General features: G+C 69.3%; 20 protein-coding genes. 10 read left to right on the top strand and 10 right to left on the bottom strand.

Features of this window, described 5'->3' with window-relative positions:
• Positions 1 to 161 precede the first annotated feature (161 nt).
• The 9 genes from ABVF28_RS00815 (at position 162) to ABVF28_RS00855 (ending at position 10,902) form a co-directional block, all read left to right on the top strand.
• Positions 162 to 1,307: a Gfo/Idh/MocA family protein gene (locus ABVF28_RS00815; protein ID WP_371029130.1), complete on the top strand. Its 1,146-nt coding sequence runs from the start codon at positions 162 to 164 to the stop codon at positions 1,305 to 1,307.
• 72 nt (positions 1,308 to 1,379) lie between these two features.
• Positions 1,380 to 2,294 (top strand): sugar phosphate isomerase/epimerase, encoded by a 915-nt coding sequence (locus tag ABVF28_RS00820; protein WP_104251685.1) that lies wholly within the window; start codon positions 1,380 to 1,382, stop codon positions 2,292 to 2,294.
• A 131-nt stretch (positions 2,295 to 2,425) separates the two neighbouring features.
• Complete coding sequence (locus ABVF28_RS00825) at positions 2,426 to 3,181, top strand: SDR family NAD(P)-dependent oxidoreductase (protein ID WP_371029131.1); 756 nt, start codon at positions 2,426 to 2,428, stop codon at positions 3,179 to 3,181.
• Positions 3,178 to 4,323 (top strand): aldose 1-epimerase family protein, encoded by a 1,146-nt coding sequence (locus tag ABVF28_RS00830; protein WP_371029132.1) that lies wholly within the window; start codon positions 3,178 to 3,180, stop codon positions 4,321 to 4,323. The genes ABVF28_RS00825 and ABVF28_RS00830 overlap by 4 nt, the downstream gene beginning before the upstream one ends.
• Before the next feature lie 98 nt (positions 4,324 to 4,421).
• Positions 4,422 to 5,840, top strand: a complete 1,419-nt coding sequence (locus ABVF28_RS00835) for a CaiB/BaiF CoA transferase family protein (protein WP_371029133.1) — start codon at positions 4,422 to 4,424, stop codon at positions 5,838 to 5,840.
• Complete coding sequence (locus ABVF28_RS00840; protein ID WP_371029134.1) at positions 5,837 to 7,174, top strand: extracellular solute-binding protein; 1,338 nt, start codon at positions 5,837 to 5,839, stop codon at positions 7,172 to 7,174. Before ABVF28_RS00835 ends, ABVF28_RS00840 begins: the two co-directional genes overlap by 4 nt.
• Positions 7,171 to 7,965, top strand: coding sequence for an enoyl-CoA hydratase/isomerase family protein (locus ABVF28_RS00845; RefSeq protein ID WP_371029135.1), 795 nt, complete (start codon positions 7,171 to 7,173; stop codon positions 7,963 to 7,965). The genes ABVF28_RS00840 and ABVF28_RS00845 overlap by 4 nt, the downstream gene beginning before the upstream one ends.
• A gap of 691 nt (positions 7,966 to 8,656) precedes the next feature.
• On the top strand, positions 8,657 to 9,877 hold the full coding sequence (locus ABVF28_RS00850) for a fumarylacetoacetate hydrolase family protein (RefSeq protein WP_371029136.1): 1,221 nt from the start codon (positions 8,657 to 8,659) through the stop codon (positions 9,875 to 9,877).
• Entirely contained in the window at positions 9,874 to 10,902 is a 1,029-nt protein-coding gene (locus ABVF28_RS00855) for a LacI family DNA-binding transcriptional regulator (protein ID WP_371029137.1), read from the top strand. The genes ABVF28_RS00850 and ABVF28_RS00855 overlap by 4 nt, the downstream gene beginning before the upstream one ends.
• 91 nt (positions 10,903 to 10,993) lie before the next feature.
• Here ABVF28_RS00855 and ABVF28_RS00860 read toward each other — a convergent pair whose 3' ends face one another.
• From ABVF28_RS00860 to ABVF28_RS00890, 7 genes are all read right to left on the bottom strand, one after another.
• Complete coding sequence (locus tag ABVF28_RS00860) at positions 10,994 to 12,568, bottom strand: AMP-binding protein (RefSeq protein ID WP_371029138.1); 1,575 nt, start codon at positions 12,566 to 12,568, stop codon at positions 10,994 to 10,996.
• Positions 12,569 to 12,722: 154 nt separating this feature from the next.
• A complete protein-coding gene (locus tag ABVF28_RS00865) occupies positions 12,723 to 13,178 on the bottom strand; it encodes a RidA family protein (protein WP_371029240.1) in 456 nt (151 codons plus the stop codon).
• A 7-nt stretch (positions 13,179 to 13,185) separates the two neighbouring features.
• Complete coding sequence (locus ABVF28_RS00870) at positions 13,186 to 14,265, bottom strand: acyltransferase family protein (RefSeq protein ID WP_371029139.1); 1,080 nt, start codon at positions 14,263 to 14,265, stop codon at positions 13,186 to 13,188.
• 251 nt (positions 14,266 to 14,516) lie between these two features.
• Positions 14,517 to 15,572 carry an ABC transporter permease gene (locus tag ABVF28_RS00875; protein WP_104310475.1) on the bottom strand — a complete coding sequence of 352 codons (1,056 nt, stop codon included), beginning with the start codon at positions 15,570 to 15,572 and terminating at the stop codon, positions 14,517 to 14,519.
• On the bottom strand, positions 15,569 to 16,588 hold the full coding sequence (locus ABVF28_RS00880) for an ABC transporter permease (protein WP_179556037.1): 1,020 nt from the start codon (positions 16,586 to 16,588) through the stop codon (positions 15,569 to 15,571). The genes ABVF28_RS00875 and ABVF28_RS00880 overlap by 4 nt, the downstream gene beginning before the upstream one ends.
• Positions 16,585 to 18,231, bottom strand: a complete 1,647-nt coding sequence (locus ABVF28_RS00885; RefSeq protein ID WP_371029140.1) for a sugar ABC transporter ATP-binding protein — start codon at positions 18,229 to 18,231, stop codon at positions 16,585 to 16,587. The genes ABVF28_RS00880 and ABVF28_RS00885 overlap by 4 nt, the downstream gene beginning before the upstream one ends.
• Before the next feature lie 75 nt (positions 18,232 to 18,306).
• A complete protein-coding gene (locus ABVF28_RS00890; protein ID WP_371029141.1) occupies positions 18,307 to 19,389 on the bottom strand; it encodes a substrate-binding domain-containing protein in 1,083 nt (360 codons plus the stop codon).
• A gap of 649 nt (positions 19,390 to 20,038) precedes the next feature.
• On the opposite strand from ABVF28_RS00890, the gene ABVF28_RS00895 reads away from it, so the two are divergent.
• Positions 20,039 to 20,806 (top strand): hypothetical protein, encoded by a 768-nt coding sequence (locus ABVF28_RS00895; RefSeq protein ID WP_371029142.1) that lies wholly within the window; start codon positions 20,039 to 20,041, stop codon positions 20,804 to 20,806.
• A gap of 159 nt (positions 20,807 to 20,965) precedes the next feature.
• Here the strand turns inward: ABVF28_RS00895 and ABVF28_RS00900 are convergent, their stop codons facing one another.
• The 3 genes from ABVF28_RS00900 to ABVF28_RS00910 form a co-directional block, all read right to left on the bottom strand.
• The gene (locus ABVF28_RS00900; RefSeq protein ID WP_371029143.1) at positions 20,966 to 21,844 is read right to left on the bottom strand and encodes a DUF3592 domain-containing protein; all 879 of its coding nucleotides are present in this window, start codon (positions 21,842 to 21,844) and stop codon (positions 20,966 to 20,968) included.
• A gap of 14 nt (positions 21,845 to 21,858) precedes the next feature.
• Positions 21,859 to 22,686 carry a hypothetical protein gene (locus ABVF28_RS00905; RefSeq protein ID WP_371029144.1) on the bottom strand — a complete coding sequence of 276 codons (828 nt, stop codon included), beginning with the start codon at positions 22,684 to 22,686 and terminating at the stop codon, positions 21,859 to 21,861.
• A 150-nt stretch (positions 22,687 to 22,836) separates the two neighbouring features.
• On the bottom strand, positions 22,837 to 24,171 hold the full coding sequence (locus tag ABVF28_RS00910; RefSeq protein WP_371029145.1) for a uracil-xanthine permease family protein: 1,335 nt from the start codon (positions 24,169 to 24,171) through the stop codon (positions 22,837 to 22,839).
• Positions 24,172 to 24,218 lie beyond the last annotated feature (47 nt).

Genomic DNA, 24,218 nt, shown 5'->3' on the forward strand with positions numbered 1-24,218 from the left:
GAACCACAACTCTGTCCGTGAAGAACCCGCCGACAGGGACTTGCGGCCCGGTCGCCGCATCGCTACATTCGGTGCAATGGCAGCGCTACCAGTAGCGCTCACATGGTTCGGGCCTCCCCGGTTCGAAGCACACGCTCACGCAACGGCGCGAAGGAGTAGCAGTGTCCACGAGTTCCCTTGAGACGCAGGCCGACGAGGCTCGGGCTGGCAGCAATGCCCTCCTCCCCGACAGCCCAGTGCGGGCCCGCTCCGCGAAGATCGGCGCAATCGGAGCCGGCGCCATCATGGCAGACCAGCACCTCGCCGCGTACAAGCAGGCAGGCTTCCCGGTCGTCGCCATCGCATCCCGCACGAAGGCCAACGCCCAGCGCGTCGCCGAGCAGTGGGGCATCCCAACCGTGCACGACACCCCAGAGCTGCTCATCGAGGACCCGGACGTCGAGATCGTCGACATCGCGTATCCACCCGACCTGCAGCCCGCACTCATCCGCAAGGCGCTTGCGCAGCCGCACGTCAAAGCCGTGCTCGCCCAGAAGCCCCTCGCGCTCACCCTCGATGAGGCCATCGCCCTGCGCGACGAGGCTGCAGCGGCCGGCAAGATCCTCTCCGTCAACCAGAACATGCGCTACGACCAGTCCATCCGCGTGCTCAAGCAGCTGCTCGACGGCGGAGAGCTCGGAGACCCCGTCTTCGTCGAGATCGACATGAAAGCCGTGCCCCACTGGCAGGGCTTCCTCGAGGGCTACGACCGCCTCACCCTCGCCAACATGAGCGTCCACCACCTCGATGTCCTCCGCTTCCTCTTCGGAGACCCCGACGAGATCATGACCGTCACCCGCACCGACCCGCGCACCCAGTTCCCCCACACCGACGGCATCGTCGTCTCCACACTCCGCTTCCCCGGCGGGCTCCTCGCCCTCTCGACCGAAGACGTCTGGGGTGGCCCGCGCGAAGAGGGCTTCGACGACGACTTCTCCATCACCTGGCGGGTGGAGGGCACACGCGGCGTCGCGAAGGGCACGATCGGCTGGCCGAGCGGCACGCCCTCGACCATCACCTACGCATCGGCGGCTCGCGATGACGGCGGCCCATCGACCGACGGCAAGTGGGTGACGCCCACCTGGGACACCCACTGGTTCCCGCACGCCTTCATCGGCGTCATGGAGCAGCTCCAGTTCGCGGTCGAGACCGGCAGCGAGCCAGCCCTCACCGTCGCCGACAACGTCAAGACCGTCGCGCTCATCGAAGCCGGCTACCGCTCCATCGCCGAGCGCCGCCCAGTGCGCCTCGACGAGTTCCCCCTCTGACTCGAACACCCGCATCCACTTCACCACCACCTCAACCGGCCAACAGCCCCCACAGAAGGAGCAAAGAAGCTCATGATCCAAGTCGGCATCTTCAGCGGATACTTCCCCTACGACCTCAAGACCACCGCCCAGAAGGCGCGCGAGCTCGGCTTCAACACCGTCCAGCTCGACCTGCACTTCAAGGACCTCGACCTCACCGCGGGGCAGATCACGAAGGAGAAGGCGAAGCTCGTCGCCGACACCTTCCGCGACAACAACCTCCCCATCTCGGCGATCTCCGGCTACACGAACATCGTCCACCCGGACCCCGACCACCGCCGCGCCAACGTCGACTACCTGAAGGAGATCATCCGCAACGCGCGCTCCTTCGGCACGCCGTACGTCATCTCGGAGTCCGGCACCTTCAACCCGGACAGCGAATGGGACAGCGACCCGCACAACAAGACCGAGGACGCCTACGAGCAGGTGCGCGACGTGCTCGCCGAGCTCGCGCAGGAGGCCTACGACCACGGCTCGATCTTCCTGCTCGAGACGTACGTCAACAACGTCATCGGCTCCGTGCGCGAGACCGTTCGCGTCTTCAACGACATCCGCTCGCCCGGCATCGAGCTGCTCATGGACCCGACAAACTACTTCGACGCGTCCAACATCGACGACCAGGCCGGCGTGCTCAACGAGGTCTTCGACACGCTCGCCGACAAGGTGCGCGTCGCCCACGCCAAGGACGTCAAGCGGGCCGGCGACGACAAGAGCGAGAAGCACGCCGACATCGGCGACGACGACGCGCTCGCATCGCACACGTTCCGCGGCGTCGGCGAGATCGAGCTGCCGGCCGCTGGCCTCGGCTCGCTCGACTACGAGCTCTACCTGCAACGCCTCGCCGAGCGCAACCCGAACGCGCCGCTCATCATCGAGCACCTCGACGAGTCCGACATCCCGCGTGCGAAGAAGTTCATCGACGACATCCTGCGCAAGTACTCGATCTAGTCGTCTCTGACAGTCAAGGTGACGTGAGCGGGCAGACGCGCCGCCAAGGGGTGACGGACGTGCGCACGTCACCTTGACTGTCAGAAGACCCTGAGGACCCCAGACCACAACAGGCTTCGGCCGGAGGAACCATGACGGAAACAGGTGAGAAGCCCGTCGCGATCGTGACCGGCGCCGGCGGATCGCTCGGGCGGGCGACCGCGCTGCGACTCGGACGCGACGGCTTCGCTGTCGCCGTGCTCGGACGAGGCGGGGCGACCCTCGCGGAGACGGCCGAGGAGCTGCGCGGGGCGGGCGTGCCGACGTACGTGCTCGAGGTCGACCTGCGCGACGCCGCGGCGATCAAGGCCGCGGTGCGCGAGGCGGAGGCCGAGTTCGGGCCGGTGCACGCGCTCATCAACAACGCCGCGATCTACCCGCCGACGCCGTTCTTCGACATCACCGTCGAAGAGTTCGACGACGTCGTCGCGGTCAATCAGCGTGGCTACTTCGTCGCGGCCCAGGCGGCGGCCGAGCTGATGCGCGAGCGCGGCACGGGCGCGATCGTCAACATCGGCTCCGTCACGTGGAGCGGCGGCTGGGACAAGCTCGCGAGCTACGTGACGACGAAGGGCGCGGCCGTCGCCATGACTCGCGCCCTGGCGCGCGAGCTCGGCGAGTTCGGCATTCGCGTGAACCTGCTCTCGCCGGGTGCGTTTCCCACCAAGGCCGAGGAGATCCACGAGAACCCCGAGCAGTACACGCAGTTCGTGCTCGACCATCAGTCGCTCAAGCGGCGCGGTGACCCCGACGAGGTGGCGAGCGTCATCTCGTTCCTCGTGGGCAAGGACTCGAGCTTCGTGACCGGGCAGACGATCAACGTCGACGGCGGATGGGTGATGATGTGAGCGAGCAGGCAGCAGGACCAGGCGTCGACGTGTTCGGCTCGAACCTCTCGGTGGCCGAGCTCCGCAGGCGCACGGGCGACCTCTCGGCCGTGGCGGGCATCCGCCAGGTGGTGCTGGACAACGGCGTGGAGCGTGGCGTGCGGGCGATCGACCTGCGCACCTCCGCTGGCCTCGAGCTCGAGGTCCTGGTCGACCGGGCGTTCGACCTCGGGTCGATGCGCTTCCGCGGTGCCCCCATCGGGTGGCGCAGCGGCAACGGCTTCCGCCACCCGGGGCTGCACGAGCACAACGACGAGGGTGGGCTGTCGTGGCTGCGCGCGCTCGACGGCCTGCTCGTCTCGGGCGGTCTCGACCACACCCTGTTCGGGGGTGAGGTGGATGCGACGCGCTACAACTACCCGCCGAAGCAGACCGTCACCCACGGGCTGCACGGGCGGCTGACCGCCATTCCGGCTCGGTTGCTTGAAGCCCGCGAGGTCGAACGTGAGGGCCGCGTCGTGTTGCGGGTCGTCGGCGAGGTGATCCAGGCGACGGCGTTCGGCGAGCACCTGCGCCTGACGCGCACGATCGAGCTCGACTTCGACGGTCGCGAGGTGCGCTTCGACGACGTCGTCGACAACCTCGGATTCGATCCGACGCCGCACATGTTCCTGTACCACATCAACGTCGGCTGGCCGTTCCTGGATGAGGGTGCGAGGTTCGTGGCGCCTATCACGAAGCACCTCTGGCAGTCGGACTCTGTCGCGGAGCAGGGCACGAGCTACCGCGTCATGCCGGCCCCGATCGACGGTTTCGTCGAGCAGGTCACCGAGCACGAGCTGGTGGTCGGCGACGACGGCAGGCACCGCGTGGCGCTGATCACGGCGGGTGGGGAGCGGGGCATCGAGCTGAGCTGGGAGGCTGCGGGCATGCCGCACTTCTTCGAGTGGCAGAACCTGCGCAGCGGCCAGTACGGCATCGGCCTCGAGCCGAGCACGCATCATGTGTCGGGGGATGCGGCCTCGCGCCAGGATGGCACGGCGCTGTTCCTGGGGCACGGGGAGTCGCGCAGCTACTCGACGACCATCCGGGTGCTGGACGGCGTCGCGGAGACGAGTGCGGTCGAGGCCGCGATTCGTGCCATCGGCGATCAGCCGGATTAGAACCCCATGCCCGGGGCTGACGATGACGTTGGCTCCGGGCGTCCTACACTTGAGATGTTAGCGCTGCCAGCAGCGCATTCACCGAAACGAGGAACACCATGAGCGGCGCAGAAGACACCAGCGAGACGCACCAGGCAGAGGCCGGGGTCGGCGGTGGAATCCTCTCCGGCATCCGAGTGCTCGACTGCTCGATCGCCATGGCGGGCCCGTTCGCGGCGCAACGCCTCGGCGACCTCGGCGCCGACGTCATCAAGGTCGAGCCGCCGGCAGGCGAATGGCAGCGCCACGCCCCTGCTGGGGGTGCAGCAGGCAACGAGATCAACGTGTCGTTCCTCTCGCTGAACCGGAACAAGCGCTCCATCGCCCTCGACCTCAAGTCCGACGATGGCCGCGAGGTGCTGCGCGAACTCGTCGCCACGAGTGACGTGTTCCTGCAGAACTACCGTCCAGGCGTGGCCGCCCGCCTCGGCGTCGACTACGACACCCTGAGCGCCATCAACCCGAGCCTCGTCTACGTGTCGGTCTCCGGCTACGGCGAGGACGGCCCGTACAAGATGCGGCCGGGCCAGGACCTGCTCCTCCAGGCCATGAGCGGTGCGATGCTCTCGACCGGCCGCGACGGCGAGCCCCCGCAGGCCGCCGGCCAGTACCTCGTCGACGCCGTCACCGCATCCACGGCGTTCGAGGGCGTGCTCGCCGCGCTCTTCCACCGTGAGCGCACCGGCGAGGGGCAGCTCGTGACCGTCAACATGCTCGACGCGATCACGACCCTGCAGATGCAGGAGCTCTCCGTGTTCACGGCCGGCGGCGTGCCCCAGCAGCGCAGCGCCGAACCGCACGCGCACGTCTACATCCGCTCGCCCTACGGCTCGTTCGCGACCTCCGACGGCTTCATCGTGCTCGCCATGCCAGACCTTGAGGAGCTCGGCCGCACGATCGGCGAGGACAGCTTCATCGGCCTGCACACGCTCGACGACTCGTGGCGCCTGCGCGACGAGGTCTTCGCCAAGACCGCGGCCCGGCTCGCGACGAACACGAGTGCGCACTGGCTCGACGCGTTCTCGAAGACCTCGATCTGGGCTGGCCCCGTCTACGGCTACGCCGACCTCGTCGCCGACCCGCAGATCGCGCACAATGGCACGTTCGTCGAGTACGAGCACCCCACCGAGGGGCTCGTGAAGACGCCCGGCTTTCCCTACAAGTTCTCGAAGACGCCCGCTCGAATCGACCGAGGCGCCCCGCTCACGGGCGAGCACACGCGAGAGATCCTCAGTGAGCTCGGGCACGCGGCCGCCCACATCGAGGAGCTCGCCGAGCGCGGCGCGATCGCCGTGCACGCCACCCTCGACAATGTGCGGGAGCAGCTCGGCGGCGCGGTGTCGGCCGACGGCACGGCCCTGCCTGGCGGGTCGGATGCGGTGCTCCCCGGAGAAGGGGCGCCAGAGCAGGCCGCGGCTTCTGCGGCAGACGGGGCCGGCTCGGATGCGCCCGCCGGCGTGAGCGCCCAACGATCATGAGCTCGCCCTCGCCCTCGCCCTCGCCGACCACCGCCTCGCCGACCACCGCCTCGCCGACCACCGCCTCGCCGACCACCGCCTCGGCGCCGCGCTACCGGGGCCTCACCTGGGACCACCCGCGGGGCCGGCACGCGCTCGAAGCGGCGGCAGCTGTCGCCGCCCGTGACGGGCATGCCCTCCTCGAGTGGGAAGCGCATCCGCTCGAAGGCTTCGAGTCGGCGCCGATCGCCGAGCTGGCCGAGCGGTACGACCTCATCGTGCTCGACCATCCGCACCTCGGCGAAGCGCTCGCCAGCGGCTCGTTTCGGCCGCTCGACGACGTCTTCGACGCGGCGCTCCTCGAGCGGATCGCCGCTGACGCGATCGGCCCGAGCTTCACCTCGTACTCGCTCGCGGGGTCGCAGTGGGCGCTTCCGCTGGACGCGGCCACCCAGGTTGCCGCGGCACGCGTCGATCTGATCACCGGGGAGGTGCCGACGACCTGGAGCGACGCCGTCGCGCTCTCCGAAGCCACCCCCGTCGCGCTGTCGCTCGCAGGGCCGCACGCGTTCCTCACGTTCGCATCCGTGCTCGCGGGGGCCGGCGCACCGATCTCCGACAGTCCTGCCGAAGGCCCCCTCTTCTCCTCCCGCGACGTCGCGCGGGAAGGCTTCGAGCTCCTCCGCACCATTGCCCGCCGCTCCCCGGCAGCGACGCACCGTGAGAACCCCATCGCCCTCCTCGAGCGCATGTCCAGCGGCGACTCGCTCGCCTACGTGCCGCTCGTCTACGGGTACGTGAACTACTCGTCGCCCACCCTGCAGTTCCGGGATGCGCCACGCTGGGCCGCATCGGCTCGCCTCGGGTCCACGATCGGCGGCACCGGCATCGCCATCTCGAGGCGCTGCCGCGTGAGCTCCGAGCTCATCGCGCACCTCGCCTGGCTGCTCGACTCCGAGACGCAGCGCACGTTCATCCCGGAGCACGACGGTCAGCCCGGACTGCGCTCCGCGTGGCACGACGCCGACGTCAACGAGGCCGCGCACGACTTCTACGCGAACACGGCGGCGACCATCGAGGAGTCATGGGTGCGCCCGCGGTACGACGGATACATCGCGTTCCAGGCGACAGCATCCGAGCTGTTGCGCGACGCGCTGCTCAGCGACGCCACTTCTGCAGCGCAGCTCCGTGAGGTGTGCCTCGACGACCTCTCGGCGGCCTTCGCCGCATCTGCGCCTGCAGGTGCACCGTCGTCTGCGGCCTCATCACCAGCGAACGCTGCATCGACGCGCATCGATGCACCGGATGCGCGCGTCCCCGCCACCACACCCACGACGTCTGGAGTCAGCTCATGACCGACAGCCTTCCGCAGCTCGGGACCGACGAGATCCTCGTCGAGCTCGACGGCTTCACCGCGACCGTCACCATCAACCGCCCAGCGAAGCTCAACTCGGTGACGCAGGAGATGTCCGACGCGCTCGTCGCTGTCGCCACCTGGGCCAACGAAAGCGACGACGTGCGCGTCATCATCCTCACCGGCGCGGGAGAGCGGTCGTTCTGCGCAGGCAGCGACATCCGCTCGCTCGACAAGTACGCGACAGCCTGGGACTTCCGTAACCGCGAGGACTACTGCGACGCCCTCCGCGCCCTCCGCAAGCCCATCATCGCCGCCATCAACGGCTACGCCTTCGGCGGCGGGCTCGAGACGGCCATGACCTGCGACATCCGCCTCGCCGCCGAGACCGCCTCACTCGCCGCCCCCGAGATCAAGCTCGGCTGGATCGGCGGCGGCGGGATGGCCTCCTTCCTCGCCCACTCCGCCGGCGCGAGCAACGCCGCCCTCATGCTCCTCACGGGCGACCCCATCTCGGCGCAGCAGGCACTGTCCTGGGGGATCGTCTCCGAAGTGCTGCCCAGCCAGCAGCTGCTCGGCCGGGCCCGCGAGCTCGCCGCAGTCATCGCATCCCGGCCACCCATCGCAGCCGAGACCGCGAAAGTCAACCTGCGCGCCTCCTACAACATGAGTCAGGACGCGGCCGTCGCCTACGAGCGAGACCTCCAGACCATCACCTTCGCGACCGCCGACGCCGACGAGGGCCGTGCCGCCTTCGCCGAGAAACGCGAGGGCGTCTTCCACCGCCGCTGACGCCGAACCGACCTGAGACCGAGCCAAGCCGAGCCGACCATGCCGACCCGAGCCGACCATGTCAGCCACCACCCTCGACTCGTTTGCTCTCCCGCCTTCGACTCGGGATGGGCTTCACGCTTCGGGATGGGTTGCAAGCCATCCGGAAGCGCGAAAGCCATCCCGAAACCGCTCTGGGCGAACCTCTCCACCGAACTTCGAGACCGGCCTCCACCCCGCCACCTCCACCCTCGCCACCCGGCCACCTCGCCACCGAAGCTCCGTCTCGGGATGGAAAAGTCGCTTCCTCCCGGAAAACTTCCCGCAACGAAGCGAGTTCCCCATCCCGAAACCGGAGGCGCCTCGGTCGTGTCTCGACCTCCGACCTCCGACCTTCGACCTTCGACCTCCGACCTTCGACTCGGGATGGGATTCACGCTTCGGGATGGCTTGCAAGCCATCCGGAAGCGCCAAAGCCATCCCGAAACCGCTCTGCGCGAACCTCTCGACCGAACTTCGAGACCGGCCTCCGCCCCGCCACCTCCACCCTCGCCACCCGGCCACCCTCGCCACCCGGCCACCCTCGCAACCCGGCCGCCCTCGCAACCCGGCCATCCCGCCGCCGAAGCGTTTGACCGGAACCACCGACTCGCCTCGACCGACGACCCTCGACCGACGACCGACGATCACGACCAGAACCTCAGGAGCTCACATGACATCGCAGCAGATGGCCTCAGGCCAGCAGCCGGCAGCCGGATGGTCGGGCAGCGCCGCCCAGGCGCTTCCCGCCGACGGGACGACGGGCACGCTCGTCGGACGGGTCTGGGACCCGGCGGTCGGCGGCCCATCACCGGTGCTGGTCACGGCTGACGGCGTTCTTGATCTGAGCGGGACCTTCGCGACCGTCAGCGACATCACCGAGTCGGCCGACCCTGCCGCTGCGGTGCGGGCTGCGTCAGCGGACGCGCCGAGCCTCGGCTCGCTCGACGACATCTTCGCGAACACCGAGCCCACGACCCGCGACGAGTCCAAGCCGTGGCTGCTCGCCCCGGTCGACCTGCAGGTGCTGAAGGCGGCCGGCGTGACGTTCGCGGTCTCCATGATCGAGCGCGTCATCGAGGAGCGGGTGCGCGGCGACATCGAGGCGGCGGCGCGGATGCGCGAGCAGATTCTCGCGGAGATCGGCACCGACCTCGCGAGCCTCAAGCCTGGGTCCGAGGAAGCGACGGCGCTCAAGGCGTACCTCGTGGGGGAGGGGCTCTGGAGCCAGTACCTCGAGGTTGGCATCGGCCCGGACGCGGAGATCTTCACGAAGGGCCCGACCCTCTCGGCGATGGGCACCGCCGAGCAGGTCGGCGTGCACTCCTCGTCCGAGTGGAACAACCCGGAGCCTGAGGTTGCGCTGCTCATCGCATCCACCGGCGCCATCGTCGGCGCGACGCTCGCGAACGACGTGAACCTGCGCGACGTCGAGGGACGCTCGGCGCTGCTGCTGCCGAAGGCGAAGGACAACAACGCGTCGTGCGGGCTTGGCCCGTTCATCCGCCTCTTCGACACAGGCTTCGACCTGGACTCGGTGCGCGACATGACGGTGGACCTCGACATCGTCGGCCTCGACGGCTTCACCCTGCACGGCTCCTCCGACCTCGCGCAGATCTCCCGCGACCCCGCCGACCTCGCCGCGCAGCTGCTCGGCCCGCACCACCAGTACCCAGACGGGGCCGTGCTCATGCTCGGCACGATGTTCGCGCCCATCGTCGACCGCGACCAGCCCGATCACGGGTTCACGCACCACGCCGGTGATGTCGTGCGGATCTCCTCACCTGCCCTCGGTAGTCTGGTGGGCCAGGTACAGACCAGCGAGGAGTGCGCGCCGTGGACATTCGGGATCGCAGCGCTCATGCGCAACCTGGCGGCCAGAAGGCTGCTGTGACCAGGCGGTCGACGCAGAAGGTGACGCTCACCGACGTCGCGGCGTCGGCGGGGGTCTCTCCGCAGACCGTGTCGCGGGTGCTGCGGACGCCAGAGCTCGTGTCGGTCGACACCCTCGAGCGAGTGCAGTCGGCGATCGGGGCGCTCGGCTACGTGCCGAACCTGGCCGCGTCGAACCTCGCGTCGAACCGGTCGATGACGGTCGCGGCGATCGTCCCGTCGATCTCCGCATCGGTGTTCGCGGATGCGCTGCACGGCCTCGAGGCGATGCTCTCACCGTTCGGGTACCAGCTTTTCATCGGCACGACCGGGTACAGCCCGGAGCACGAGGAGGAGCTCGTCCGGGCATTCCTCGGGCGTCGACCGGATGGCATGTTCATCGTCGGCGCGCAGCACACGGAGGCGGCGTCGACGCTGCTGCGCGCCTCCGGAATCCCCGTCGTCGAGGCGTGGGACTCGAGCGAGAACCCCGTCGACAGCCTCATCGGCTTCTCCAACGAAGATGCCGTCCGCGCGCTCGTCGAGTACGTGCGGGACAAGGGATACGCGCATCCCACGTTCGCGGGCTCGTTCCAGTCCGGCGACTTCCGTGCGGCGGCGAGGCGAGCGAGCTTCGAGGTGTCCGTCGCCGAGCTGTTCCCGGGCGAGCCCGTGCGGGTCGTTGACTCCGGAGTTGCGGCGGTCGACCTCGAGACTGGACGCGACCTGCTCGACGCGACGCTGCGCGAGCATCCCGAGACCGATGCACTCATGTTCGCGAGCGATGTCTTCGCGGCGGGCGCCGTGCTCGAGTGCGCTCGCCGCGGCGTGTCCGTGCCTAGGGAGCTGGCTGTGACGGGCTTCGGCGACTTCGAGCTGTCGTCGCACCTCACGCCCACCCTCACGACCGTGGCGGTGCCCAACCGCGAGATCGGCACGAAGGCGGGCGAGCTGCTGCTCGCTCGCATGAGCCGTGGCGGTGCGGATGCGCCCGAGGGCGAGACCGTCGACCTCGGCTTCGAGGTCGTCGCCCGCGAGAGCGCGTAGGCCGAGCTTCAGAGCGGAGTTGTGGTCGCCTCACGTCGATGTTGACGACCACAACACCGCCCTGGGCGGCGACGGCGAGGCCCGCCGCACCTCAGCGGCCGCGGAGGTCCTTTCGCAGGATCTTGCCTGACGTCGACTTCGGGATGACGTCGATGAACGCGACGGCCCGCACCTTCTTGTGCGGCGCGACGTGCTCGGCGACGAACGCCTCGACACCCGCCTCGTCGAGCGAGGCGCCCTCGCGGCGCACGACGAACGCCTTCGGGATCTCCTGCCCGTCCGCATCCAGCGCCCCGACCACGGCCGAGTCGGTGATGTCAGGATGCGTGAGCAGCAGCGCTTCGAGCTCGGCGGGCGCGACCTGGTAGCCCTTGTACTTGATGAGCTCCTTGAGGCGGTCGACGATGGTGAACTCGCCGAGCGGACCGACGGTGGCGATGTCCCCCGTGTGCAGGAAGCCGTCGTCGTCGATGGCTTCGTGGGTGGCGTCGTCGCGACCGAGGTAGCCGAGCATGATCTGGGGGCCGCGCACCCAGACCTCGCCAGGTTCGCTCTGCCCGCCCTTGACGGTGTCGATCTCGGCACCGGTCTCGGTCGAGACGAGCTTCACCTCGGTGTTGGCGATGGGCACGCCGACCGAGCCGAGCGGCATGCCGTTCTGCTCGAGGGGGAGGACGTGCGTGACGGGGCTTGCCTCGCTCATCCCGTACCCCTGCCTGGTGCGGGTGCCGAGGCGGTCGGCGACGGCCGTCATGAGCGCCGAGTCGATGGGGGCGGCGCCGGAGAAGACCGTGCGAACGCTCGACAGGTCGAAGTCGTCGATGAGCGGATGCTTCGCGAGCGCGACGGCGATCGGCGGCGCGATGAACAGGTAGGTGCATCGATGCGTCTCGATGATGCGCAGGAACTCGCCGAGGTCGAACTTCGGCATCGTGACGAGGCGGGCGCGCTTCTTGATGGCGATGTTGAGGAGCACGGTCATGCCGTAGATGTGGAAGAAGGGGAGGAGCGCCAGCACCACGTCGTCCGCTTCGACGTCGAGGACCGGGTAGGTCTGCACGACGTTCGCGACGAGGTTCGTGTGGCTGAGCTTGACGCCCTTGGGGTTGCCGGTGGTGCCGGAGGAGTAGGGGAGGACGGCGACGTGGGTTGCCGGGTCGAAGCTCACGTCGGGCGCGGGGAGGCCGGCACTGAGGAGCTCGCGGAGGTCGTGGTAGCCCTCGGCGCCGTCGAGGACGATGATGGCGTCCTGCTCGAGGCCCGCAGCGATGGCGCCGGCGTGGGCCTGCGCGAGCAGCGGGCTCACGGTGAACAGCAGCTTCGCGCCGGAGTCGCGGAGCTGCGTCTCGATCTCCTCAGCGTTGTAGAGGGCGTTGATGGTCGTCGCTGTGGCACCGGAGCGGAGGATGCCGTGGAAGACCGACGCGAACGCGGGCACGTTCGGGCAGTGCAGGGCGACCACGTTGCGAACCCCGAGCCCGCCGCCGGCGAGGGCCCCGGCGATGAGCTCGATCTGCTGTCTGAGGGCCCCGAAGGTCGTCTCGGCGCCGCTCGTGCCGTCGACGATGACGGTGCGGGCCGCGTCCGCTTCGCTCAGCTCGGCGAACAGGAAGTCGAAGACCGAGACGTTCGGGATCTGCTCGTCTGGGTATGGGCTCTTGAACACGGCGATCTCCTTTGACCGAAATGCAGGCGGCGCGGCGGTCGGGTTGTGTCCGGCCGGGCCGTGTCTGGCGGATGCACGTGTCGCATCCGCTGCTCATCTTGCGCATCCCAGATGGGAACGACCCCAGCGCGAGCTCCGCCGGCGCAGGCTCGAGCTATGCGGGAGGCGTGGCGGGCGCCACCGCTGCGACCGCCTCGATCTCGACGAGCTGGTCGTCGTAGCCGAGCACGGTGACGCCGAGGAGGGTGCTCGGCACGTCGTGGTCGCCGAAGGCGTCCCGGATGACTTCCCACGCGGTGACGAGGTCGGCCTGCGATGACGATGCGACGAGCACGCGCGTGCTGGCGACGTCCTCGAGGCGCGCCCCGGCTTCGGCGAGGGCGACGCGCAGGTTCTCGACGCACTTCGCGGCTTGGCCCGCGTAGTCGCCGATGGCGGCGGTCGTGCCGTCGTCGTTGAGGGGGCAGGCGCCTGCTGGGAAGACGAGGCGTGCACCCGCGTCGACGGTGGATGCGTAGGCGTATTCGGCGGTGTCGCTGAGCGTGTTGGCGCGGATGAGGGAGACGTAGCTGGACGCGGGGTCCTCCTGGTGGTCGTCTGGCGGGTGGATGCGTGGGCTACGCGGGGCGGACTGGCGGCGCGAGCTGCGTGCTGCGGCGCGCGAACCTGGGGAGCACGAACAGCGCTTCCACCACTCGGAATCGGCGCAGCCAGCACGCGAGATAGGCGACGGCGAGGGCGCCGAGGAAGCAGGCGGGCAGGGAGATGTTGGGGTTGGTGACGCCGAGGTCGCTGAGGGTGTTCGTGATCCACACCTGCGTCGGGAAGTGCACGAGGTAGAACACCACCGAGTTGCGGCCGATGTACTGCAGCCACCTGGCGCGGTCGTGGCTGTGACCCTGGTGGGAGCCGGTGAGTCGGCGCACGGCCATGACGGTGCCCGCGATGCCGGCGATCACGACGGGCAGGAGCTCGAGGCGGTGCGCGTCGAAGCCGGCCGTCATGGCGTTCGTGTAGCCACGGTTGCCGGCGATGATGAACGCCCCGAAGCCGGTTGCGACGGCGAGGCACACCCACATGAGGGTGCGCGTCTCGAAGCGGGAGAGTCGCGAGCCGAGCCGCACGCAGAGGTGCCCGGCGAAGAAGAAGCCGCCGTAGTAGCAGAGGTTGGAGAAGTCGCCGTCGGGCAGCGGCCAGCTGGCGATCCACAGCACGACGGGGACCACCCCGAACCAGGTGCCAGGGATGCGCGCGAGGAGCGGGGCGACGGCGTAGTAGACGGCGAGGAAGAAGATGAACCACAGCCAGTTGTTCGGGATCCAGAAGAACGGGTCCCGCAGGTCGGTGTAGCCCTCGGTGAGCATGCCGATGACCATCCACACGAGGTATGGCCAGATGAGGGTGCGCACCTTGTTCCAGTAGTAGGTGCCTGGCGGTTTCGCGAGCGAGCGGGTCAGCAGCACGCCGGAGAGGAGGAAGAGGAGGCTCATCCGGTAGGGCGCGAAGAACGAGTTGATGTCGTTGACGACGCGGCCCGAGCTGATGCCGCCGAACATCCACGGGATGGCGGTGGCGTGCAGCAGCACGACGAGGAGGATCGCGCCTCCTCGGATGAGGTCCATCCAGCGGGCCCGGGATGCGCCGCTCGGGGCGCGGGAGCCGGTCGGCGGCTGGGACTGCGGGGAGGGTGAGGTCATTGCGGATGCGCGTCTGGTTGGGAGCTGCCGGGGCGCGACGGCGGTGCCTCGGCAGTGTCCGACCATACGCGACTCGTGGCGGTGGGGGTCTTGCCTCGCCCCTGACGCGGGAATCCGACCGCACGCATCCGCGTGCACCCACCTCCTGCCCGCGCGCATCCACCTCCGACTGCGCGCAGAGTTGTGGCGCGGTGCTGTTCCCGATTCGGGTGACAGCACCGCGCCACAACTCTGGGCGGAGGGCCGGGCCGTTACCCGCGCTTGCGCCCGTACAGCGAGATGACGACGAGGATGATGGCGCCGTAGATGAGCTGCTGCACGTTGGAGCCGAGGTTCAAGACGGTGACGAGCGTCGCGACCTGGCCGAGGACCAGCGCGCCGCCGACGGTGCCGACGACCGAGCCTCGTCCGCCGAAGATGGATGCGCCACCCACGACGACCGCGGCGACGGAGGAGAGCAGGTAGCTGTCGCCCATGGTCGCGGAGGCCTGCTGGAAGTAGCCGACGATGACCATGCCGGCGAAGGCGGCGAGCATGCCGGAGATGACGTAGCCGGTGATGCGGATGCGGTCGACGGGCAGGCCGGCGAGCCTCGCCGTCTCGGGGGCGGCGCCGACGAGGAACAGCGAGCGCCCCCATCCGGTGTAGCTGAGGACCAGCTGCAGCACGACCATGAGGACGAGCCCGAGGGGGAGGACGGCGGCCATGGAGAGGCCGAGGACGCTGATCTGCGCTGACGTGATGGCGGTGATGAAGTCGGGGATCTGCGTGAGCTCGGAGAAGTTGAACTGCAGCAGGATCACGCCGAACAGGAGGCCGTTCATGGCGATGGTCGTGACGATGGGGGTGAGCCCGAGCTTCGCGATGACGAGCCCGTTGAGGAGGCCGATGACGGCTCCGGCGAGCAGCGCCCCGATGAACGCGCCGAAGGGCCCGAGGGGTCCGACCATTGCCAGGAACGACAGTGCCGAGAACGCGATCGTGTTGGGTACCGACAGGTCGATGCCCGCCTGGATGACGGCGAAGGTCTGCCCGAAGGACGCGATCGAGAGGATGATCGCGAAGGTCGCGGTGCCGATGAGCGATTCGATGGTGATGAGGTTCGGTCGGATGATGCCGCCGATGAGGAACAGCACGAGGAACGCGACCAGCGGCCACACGCTGCGGGGAACGCGGGCGAGCAGCGACTTGGACGGTGAGTACTCGACCTCGTGGTCGGCGCCGCCAGTCGTTCCCGGGCCCGTCCCCGAATCTCCGGCGCCGGATGCCCCGGTGCCGCCGACTGCGGCCGGAACTGTTGTGGTCATGACCGTGCTCCCTTCCGAGCGAACGACACCTTGCGCCACACGACGGGGATGCCCACGACGGAGACGATGATGAGCGCCGAGATGACGTACTGCCAGTACGAGTTGATGCCTGCGAAGAAGAGCAGGTTGCCGATGAGGCCGAGGGTGATGCCGGCGAGGATCGTGCCGATGATGCTGCCGCGTCCGCCCGTGAAGCTGGCGCCGGCGAGGGCGACGGCGGCGATCGAGGACAGCAGGTAGGGGTCGCCGCTGCGCGGGTCGCCGGTCATGGTGGAGCCGGCGAGCATGATGGCGCCGGTGGCGGTGAGGACCCCGGCGATGCCGAACGCGGCGAGCTTCGTGAGGCGGGCGTTGAGGCCTGCCGCGCGGATGCTGTCCATATTCGAGCCGACGCCGTAGATGTGCCTGCCGAGGGCGGTGCGCTGCAGGATGAACCAGAGCAGCACGGCGATGAGGGTGAGCCAGACGAGCGCGACGGGGACGAACGGGATCGCCTCACCGCTGGTGGCGAGGTGGAACTCGGTGGTGATGTCTCCTCCTGGCCGGTCCATGACCTCGCGGGCCAGCGAGCCGAAGATGAAGGCGCTCGCCAGGGTGACGGCGATCGCGGGGAGGCCGCCGTAGGAGACGAGGAAGCCGTTGAAGAGACCGCAGGCGAGGCCGGTCGCGAGTCCCATCAGGACTGCGATGGGGACGGGGACCAGCTCGGTCTGCGCCGCGAAGACCACGTTCGAGAGGCTCATGATGGCGCCGATGGAGATGTCGATGCCGCCGACGAGCACGATGAGCAGCTGACCCAGGGCGACGAACGCGAGCGGCACCACGAGGTTCGCCGCCGTCTGCAGCTGGAACCTCGTCAGCAGCTCCGGGTTGATGATGATGTAGACGATCAGGAACACGACGAACGCGGCGGCTGGCGCGAACGCGCCCTCGCGTCGCAGCCTGACGAGTCCCTGCCGCTTCGCGACGGCCCGGGTGACGGGGGATGCCGGGGGCGGGGTGACGGTGGCGGTCATCTGCTGCTCCTCGTGGTGGTGTGTCGTGCCGCCTCTTCCAGCTCGGCGGCCGAGACGGTCTGGATGCTGCCCGTCGCGCCGACAGCGGCGCCGACGATCGCATCCGCCGTCAGTCGCTCGCCGGCGAGCTCGTCGGTCACCTGGCCGTTGTAGAGCACGAGCACGCGGTGGCAGACGTGAACGAGCTCCTCGACCTCGGTGGAGAACCAGAGCACGCCGACGCCCTGCTTCGCGAGGTCGACGATCGCGCCGTACAGCTCCTGCTTGGCGCGCACGTCGATGCCGCGTGTGGGGTCGTGGAGCAGGATGACCGACCGGGAGCGATTCATCCACCTGCCGAACACGAGCTTCTGCTGGTTGCCGCCGGACAGCGAGCCGGCGGCCTCGAGCGGGCCGCGCGTGCGCACGGACAGGGCGGCGAGCACGCCGTCGAGCCAGCCGCGCTCGCGGCCGAGGCGCGGCTTCCCGCCGAGCTGCCAGGCCTTGAACCAGGGGGCGAGGAGGTTCTCTCCCACGCCGAGCTCGAGCGCGAGCCCTTCCTTCTTGCGGTCCTCCGGCACGTAGCCGAGGCCGCGCCGCACGCCGCGCACGGGGGTGAGGCGGGTGACGGGGTCGCCGTCGATCGTCCACGAGTCGGCGGTGGCGGCGGATGCGCCGAACAGGGCACGCAGCAGCTCGGCCTGGCCGTGCCCCGCGAGCCCGCCGATGCCGACGATCTCGCCCGCGCCGATCGTGAGAGAGATGCCGTGCACGCCCTCGGCGCGCAGCCCCTCGACCTCGAGGACGTCGCCGTCGTCGGTGCGCGCTGGCGGGTCTGGGAAGAACCGCTCGGCCTTGCGGCCCGCCATGAGGGAGATGAGCTCATCGTCGGTCCAGGAGCCGCGCGAGAACTCGCCGGCGAGGCCGCCGTCGCGCAGCACGATGCCGCGGTCGGCGATCTCTGCGATCTCGCCGAGGCGGTGCGACACGTAGATGACGCTGCCGCCGCGCGCCGTGAGCTCGCGGATGCGTGCGAACAGCCACTCGACGCCAGGGGGCGTGAGCGCCGATGACGCCTCGTCGAGGATGAGCAGCTTCGGCTCGCCCGCGAAGGCGCGGGCGATCTCCACGAGCTGACGGTTGGCGAGCGAGAGGTCGGAGACGAGCGCTCGCGGGTCGATCTGCGGCAGCTCGAGCGACTCGAGCAGCGCGCTCGCGGCCGAGATCGCCTTCTTCTGCGAGAAGCCTCGAAGCGGCGCCCCGTCCGGGAGGCTCAGGTTCTCGGCGACGGTCCACTCGGGCACGAGCGCGAGCTCCTGGAACGCGCATCGCACGCCCGAGCGACGCGACAGGCGCACGCTGCCGGACGCGAGCGGCGCATCCTCGACCGTGATCGTGCCGGAGGTCGGCGTGACGGCACCCGCCAGCATCTTCGCGACGGTGCTCTTGCCCGCACCGTTCTCTCCGACGAGCGCCAGCACCTCGCCGGGGTGGCAGACGAAGCTCACCCCCTGCACTGCCTTGACCGGGCCGTAGCTCTTGACCAGGTCGGCCGCGACGAGGAGCGCCTCGCCGCTCTGCGCCTGCCCGGTCGCTGGCGGCCCTGGCGCGGCGGCGGGCTGGAGCGCGTCCGGTGCCGCTGCGCCCACTTCACTTGCATTCATGACTCGATGTGTCCTCGCTGATCGATGCGATTGAGACCTGTCGGCGGCCCTGTCGAGCAGGGCCGCCGGAGCCGGCTAGGAGCCGGAGTAGTACTCCATGACGTCCTCGAGCTTCAGGTCGAGGCCGGGGAAGTCGTAGCCGAGCTGGAAGTTCGCGGGGCGATCTTCGAGGCAGTAGTCGGCGGCGTTGTCCGTCGTGATCTCGAGCGGCGGGAAGAACTGCTCGCGCTCGATGTCCTCGCCCTCGAGGAGCTTCACGGACTGCTCGAGGCCCTTGGCGTAGATCGACGGCTGGCCGAAGATCATGTTGCCCGAGTAGCCCTCTGGCCCGTACTCGACGAGCGCGCACGCCTCGCCGTTGTAGCCGGAGCCTCCGACCGTCGGGACGAAGGGGATGCCAGCGGCCTTGTAGGCCTCCGCGACGCCCTGGCCGCCGGTCAGGAACGAGTAGACGCCGCCGATGTCGGGGTTGGAGCGCAGGATGTTCGCCATCGACTCCTGCGCGGTGGCCTCGTTCCAGCCGTTGGTGTCCTGGGCGACGACGGATGCGCCGCCGGCTTCGAGCGCGTCGATGACGCCTGGCATGGAGCCCTCGTTGAGGGGAACGCCGGCGAGCCCTTCAAGCACCGCGACGTCCTTGTTGTCGGTGAGGTTCTCGAGCAGCCATTCGGCGCCGATGGTGCCAGCGCTCGCCCAGTCGGTGGAGACCGTGTAGACGTCCTCGCTCTCGTACGGGCCGCCGTTGGCGATGACGGGGATGCCCTGGGCGGTGGCCTGCGCGATGGCGGGGTCTGCGCCGCTCGAGGAGGCGGGGTCGAAGAGGATGAGGTCGACGCCGTCCGCGATGAGGTTCTGCATCGCGGCGTTCTGCTGGGCCGCGTCGTTGTCGTCGGTGCGGACGATCTTCAGCTCGACTTTGTCGACGTACTCGGGTGAGTTGGCGAGGGCCTGCAGCGAGGCGAGGCCCATCTCTCGCCAGGCCTGGCCGCCGAGGGGCTGCTGGAAGCCGATGACGAACTTGCCGTCCTCGCCACCTGCGGAACCGCCGCCGCCTTCGGCCGGTGCGCTCGTGCATCCGGCGAGGAGGACCACGGCCGAGGCCGCGGCGACGAGTGCTGAACCCATCCTGAAGCGCGATGTGGGTCGACGAGAGTGCATGATTTCTCCTTTGAAATCTGGCGGATGCTGCTGGCGACAGGGAGTGTGGGGTTGGCCGTCTGAGGGAGGTCAGGGGCTGTTCGCCGGCATGCTTCGTGACACTAGCCCAAAAATGGCAGCGCTACCAGTAGCGCTGCCAAATTGGGTCGGGATGGTGACCCGGAGCGGGCGGCCGTGCCCTCGGAGGCCCGCGGCGGAGACCGCCACGCGGCTCTGCCGGTGCGCACCCGGCTTTGCCGGTGCGCCATCCGCTCTGCCGGTGCGCACCCGCTCTGCCGGTGCGCACCCGCTCTGCCGGTGCGCACCCGCTCTGCCGGTGCGCACGCGGCTCTGCTAGTGCGCCACGCGGCTCTGCCGGTGCGCACACCTGCGGCGAATGCATGGTCGTGCGGTCGGGGGCGTGCATTTGTCATGGGTTTGTCGTTTGGCCGCGCGGCCCCATCGCTGCCAGCGAAGTGGCCCCTTTGGGGTTCTCATTCGGGCCATTTGGCTGGCTGCGATCAGCCGCGTCGTGGGGGTGGGGCCATTTGGCTGGCAGCGATGGGGCTGCGGACTGCGGACATCAACCTCACGCCCAACCTCGTCGCTCAGGAGTGCTGAGCGGCGCTGAGGAGTGCTGAGTAGTCTGGCCGCAACGAGGGGATGCGACGTGAGATCACGTGCTGGAATTCCAGGGGCCGTCGGCGCGCAGCTGCGGGAACGGCGCGACGAGACGCTGGCGCGGCGTGCGGTGCTGCTCGGTGGCGGAGCGGATGCGCCCGCCGAGCCGAGCTCGAAGCCCGGCAGCGCGGCATCCGCTCCCGAAGCGTCGGGCACGGAAAGCGCGTCCGCTCGCGAGGCATCCGCTGCAGCATCCCGCCACGACTGGGTCGCGCAGCCGATGCACTCCGACGCAGCGATTCGAGCGCAGACGGGGCAGGGCTGGGATGACTGGATCGACGCGATCAACGCCGGTGTGGGGCGCGACGCCGCGCATCCGCAGATCGTCGAGTGGGTCATGGCCAACTCCGAGCAGAACGGCTGGTGGAGCCAGGGCATTGCGGTCAGCTTCGAGCGGATGACGGGCCGGCGCCTCGCCGGGCAGATGCCAGACGGCACGTTCACCGCCAACCGCTCGCGCACGCTTCCTGTTGACCGCGAGGTGCTTCGCTCGCTCATCGCCGACGACGAGAACCGGGATGCGCTGCTCGGCTTCGAGACGGAGTTCCGGTCGAAGGTCGCGTCGAAGACCTACAAGGTGCTGATTGCATGTGACGGGGAGTCGATCGGTGGGCTGCTGTTCACGTTCGACGCCCCCGCGGATGGCCGTACCAAGCTCGCCATCATGCACGAGAAGCTGCAGGTGCTCGACGAGATCGAGCTCTGGAAGGCCTACTGGGGCGATTGGCTCGATGCGCTCGAGGCGGCGCTGGTCTGACGCCGCCTTCCTAGGAACCGCCCCGCACGCGCGCCATCCGCCCGCAAACATGCGGCAGACGCATCTTCGTGACGCCGAGAAGATGCATTCGCCGTGCGGATGCACGCGAGGGCCGACGCTGGTGGCGTGCGCCAGCGAGAACACGGCGCAGCCCACACCTCACGCGCCGAACGGGAACGGCGGCGTATGCGCTCGGTACGACTCGATCAGGTCTGGATGCTCGCGGGCGATCAAGATGCGGCGCTCGTCTCCGGGGCTCGCGGGATCGTAGATGACGGTGACCTGGTCGCCGATCCCGGGCAGTGAGTCCTCGTGGAACAGTCCCCAGGGTGTGGTCCAGCGGGTCTGCCCGTCGTGGTCGGTGAACTGGATCGTCCAGCGGCTGACGACGCGCGCGCTCGCGGGCGGACGCTCGACGCCCTGCGTGACGACGCCCGAGGTGCGGGTGCCGGTCGCGAAGACAGCTTCGAACGTCGACCTCGTGCGTCGAAGGCGCCTGGCGCGAGCAAGGCGCCTCCACACCGACAACACGAGGCCAAGCGTGAGCAGCGACGGCAGCACCCATGGCAGCACCGTGACAACCCACGGGGTCTGCTCCTCGACCGGGGTCCCGTCGCCGTTCGAGATCAGCGGGCCGGTGATGAAACTCGCCTCTACGGCCAGCGCGGCGAGCGACGCCCACGCGCCAGCTGCGGCGCCCGCGAACCAGATCGGCTGCCCGTCTGCCAGGGCGCGCGTGAAGTCCGTCTCGCCCGTGTAGGCGCGCCGAGTGACGGCCTGCGCGATCAGGAGGCCGACAGACACGAAGATGCCGATCGGGATGAGGAGCGGCAGCAGCGCCACGAGCGGGACGGTGCTGGTCGCCTCGAGTTCGGCGATAAAGAACAGCGAGCTCAACCCCACGACTCCGAGAAATCCGCCCGCCGCCAGGCCGAAGTCCATCACCAGGAGCACGGCGAGGGCTCGCCCGCTTCCTACGCGCCGTCGCTTCGCGGCGTCTCGCTCCGCGATCACATCCAAGGGGTCGACGGTGCTCATGCGTAGTCCTCCGCTCAGTCCGGTGACGACCTCGAGACGAAGATCCGCGAGGTGTCACCCGGACGTGCGGGGTCGAAGAGCACCCACACACGCTGCCCCGGCTTCGGGGCGTTCTGCCACTCGAAGGCGTTGGTGCGCTTCACCCAGCGCTGCACGCCCTGGGCGTCCGTGTACGTGAAGCGCCACGACGCGATCGTGCGTGTGCCCGGCGAGATCTCCACCCCCTCGGTGATCGTGCCAGGCACGGGGCGGCCCGCCGCGAGCATGCGCCGGACCGCATCTCCTCGCCGCGAGGATCGGCGTCGGAGCAGCGTGCACGTCACGAAGGCGACGACGGTGAGGGCTGCAGCGAGTGCCGGCAGCCACAGGGGGAGCCAGTAGGAGGCCCAGGCGCTCGACGACCAGGTGTCGACGGTGGCGAAGTGCTCGTCGCGCGTGAAGCCGACGTGCTGCGGCTGCGACCAGAGACCGCTGAAGGCGAGAAGCCCGACCGTCGTGCCCGCCAGCGCGATCGTGAACGGGTCCATGGGCGGCAGCGGACGCGGATCGCCGATGAGGTTCGCGTAGACCAGGAAGTAGAGGGGGAGTGCGCCGAGCAGCAGCACGAACGCGGCAGGGAGCGCGTACCAGGCGCCGTTGATCCACGGCTCAGCATCGAAGTCGCGGATCCCCAAGGCCATCTGGCGACCGGAGTTGCGCTCGGCGATCAGACCGAATCCGAGCAGGGCACCGAGGAGGAAAAGCGCGGCGCCTGCCGTCCAGAGCGCCGCGAGCGTGCGCGGACTCCCGATGCGGCGCTCCGCTCGCGCTCGCCGTGCTTGGACCGGGTCGATGGTGCTCATGGCTGGATAGCGACAGGCGGATGCGCCCCGCACCAGTCCCGGATGCTTCGACTTCGCCGCGCAGGTGCCCCGTGTCGCAGCGCGTCGCCGCGCACGCCCCCGAGCGCGCGGCGTCGGATGCACGCAACGGCGCAGCTTGCTCGTGCCCGGCTAGCGCGCGGCCCGCTCCGCATCCGCTGCCCCGTCGGCCCCGGCGACGAGGTCGTCGCCGGCCTCATCGACGTCGGATCCGCGGAGCTTCGCGATGCCGCTCATGAGGTGGTACACGACGAGCGTCGCCACGGTGCCGAGGACGATGCCGCCGAACGTCACCTGGCCGCTGTTGATCGTGAAGTCGCCGATCGCGACGATGAGGCCGACGCCCGCCGTGAACTGGTTCGTGGGTGACGAGAAGTCGACCTTGTTCTCGAGCCAGATGCGCACGCCGATGATGCCGATGAGTCCGTAGAGGGCCGTCGTGATGCCGCCGAGCACGCCGGCCGGGACGCTCGCGATGAGGACTCCCACCTTGGGGGAGAGCGCGAGGAGGATCGCGGCGATCGCGGCGACCCAGTAGGCGGCCGTCGAGTAGACGCGCGTCGCCGACATGACGCCGATGTTCTCGCCGTACGTGGTGGTGGGGGAGCCGCCGCCGAAGCCGGAGAGCACCGTCGCGAGGCCGTCGGCCAGCAGGGCCCGGCCCGCCATCGGGTCGAGGTTGCGGTTCGTCAGCTGGCCGACGCCCTTCACATGGCCGACGTTCTCGGCGATGAGCGCGAGCACAACCGGCACGAACATCAGGTAGACGAGCAGGTGCTCGGCGGCGAAGACCGGAGCCGTGAACGTGGGGAGGCCGATCCAGGCGGCATCGTCGAATCCCGCGAGGTCGACCTGATCCATGAACGCGGCCACGATGTAGCCGACGACCACGCCGATGAGGATCGACAGACGCCCGACCATGCCCTTGAAGGCGACCGCGACGACGATGACCGTCAGGAGCGTCACTGACGCGACGAGGGGCGACGCCTCGAAGTTGTTCTTCGCCGCCGGGGCAAGGTTGAAGCCGATGAGCGCGACGATCGTGCCTGCGACGACGGGCGGCATGAGGAGGTTGATCCAGCGGGTACCCGCGAGGTTGACGATGAGCCCGACCACCGCGAGCAGCGCGCCGACGACGATGATGCCGGCAAGTGCGACACCCTGCCCGTCGGAGGCGACGGCCGCGAGGATCGGCGCGATGAACGCGAACGACGAGCCGAGGTAGCTGGGTACGCGGTTGCGGGTGATGAGGAGGAACAGCATCGTGCCGATGCCCGAGAACAGCAGCGTGGTGGACGGCGGGAAGCCCGTCAGCAGCGGCACGAGGAACGTCGCGCCGAACATCGCGACGACGTGCTGAGCGCCGAGGCCGATGGTGCGCGGCCAGGTGAGGCGCTCCTCGGGCAGCACGATCTCGCTTGCGGGGACGTTCTTTCCGTCTCCGTGCAGTTTCCAGGGCAATGCCACGGCGGTCTCGCTTCCAGGTCGTTCGGCGGGGATCGGCCTGCGCGGGG

It is taken from the genome of Pseudoclavibacter sp. JSM 162008 (genome assembly GCF_041366455.1).
In the GTDB taxonomy this organism is placed as follows: Bacteria; Actinomycetota; Actinomycetes; order Actinomycetales; family Microbacteriaceae; genus Pseudoclavibacter.

Excerpts from the sequence above, each read along its gene's own strand:
- ABVF28_RS00820 (WP_104251685.1), top strand. The coding sequence starts at position 1,380 with ATGATCCAAGTCGGCATCTTCAGCGGATACTTCCCCTACGACCTCAAG.
- ABVF28_RS00825 (WP_371029131.1), top strand. The coding sequence starts at position 2,426 with ATGACGGAAACAGGTGAGAAGCCCGTCGCGATCGTGACCGGCGCCGGC.
- ABVF28_RS00835 (WP_371029133.1), top strand. The coding sequence starts at position 4,422 with ATGAGCGGCGCAGAAGACACCAGCGAGACGCACCAGGCAGAGGCCGGG.
- ABVF28_RS00840 (WP_371029134.1), top strand. The coding sequence starts at position 5,837 with ATGAGCTCGCCCTCGCCCTCGCCCTCGCCGACCACCGCCTCGCCGACC.
- ABVF28_RS00845 (WP_371029135.1), top strand. The coding sequence starts at position 7,171 with ATGACCGACAGCCTTCCGCAGCTCGGGACCGACGAGATCCTCGTCGAG.
- ABVF28_RS00850 (WP_371029136.1), top strand. The coding sequence starts at position 8,657 with ATGACATCGCAGCAGATGGCCTCAGGCCAGCAGCCGGCAGCCGGATGG.
- ABVF28_RS00870 (WP_371029139.1), bottom strand. The coding sequence starts at position 14,265 with ATGACCTCACCCTCCCCGCAGTCCCAGCCGCCGACCGGCTCCCGCGCC.
- ABVF28_RS00875 (WP_104310475.1), bottom strand. The coding sequence starts at position 15,572 with ATGACCACAACAGTTCCGGCCGCAGTCGGCGGCACCGGGGCATCCGGC.
- ABVF28_RS00880 (WP_179556037.1), bottom strand. The coding sequence starts at position 16,588 with ATGACCGCCACCGTCACCCCGCCCCCGGCATCCCCCGTCACCCGGGCC.
- ABVF28_RS00885 (WP_371029140.1), bottom strand. The coding sequence starts at position 18,231 with ATGAATGCAAGTGAAGTGGGCGCAGCGGCACCGGACGCGCTCCAGCCC.
- ABVF28_RS00890 (WP_371029141.1), bottom strand. The coding sequence starts at position 19,389 with ATGCACTCTCGTCGACCCACATCGCGCTTCAGGATGGGTTCAGCACTC.
- ABVF28_RS00900 (WP_371029143.1), bottom strand. The coding sequence starts at position 21,844 with ATGAGCACCGTCGACCCCTTGGATGTGATCGCGGAGCGAGACGCCGCG.
- ABVF28_RS00905 (WP_371029144.1), bottom strand. The coding sequence starts at position 22,686 with ATGAGCACCATCGACCCGGTCCAAGCACGGCGAGCGCGAGCGGAGCGC.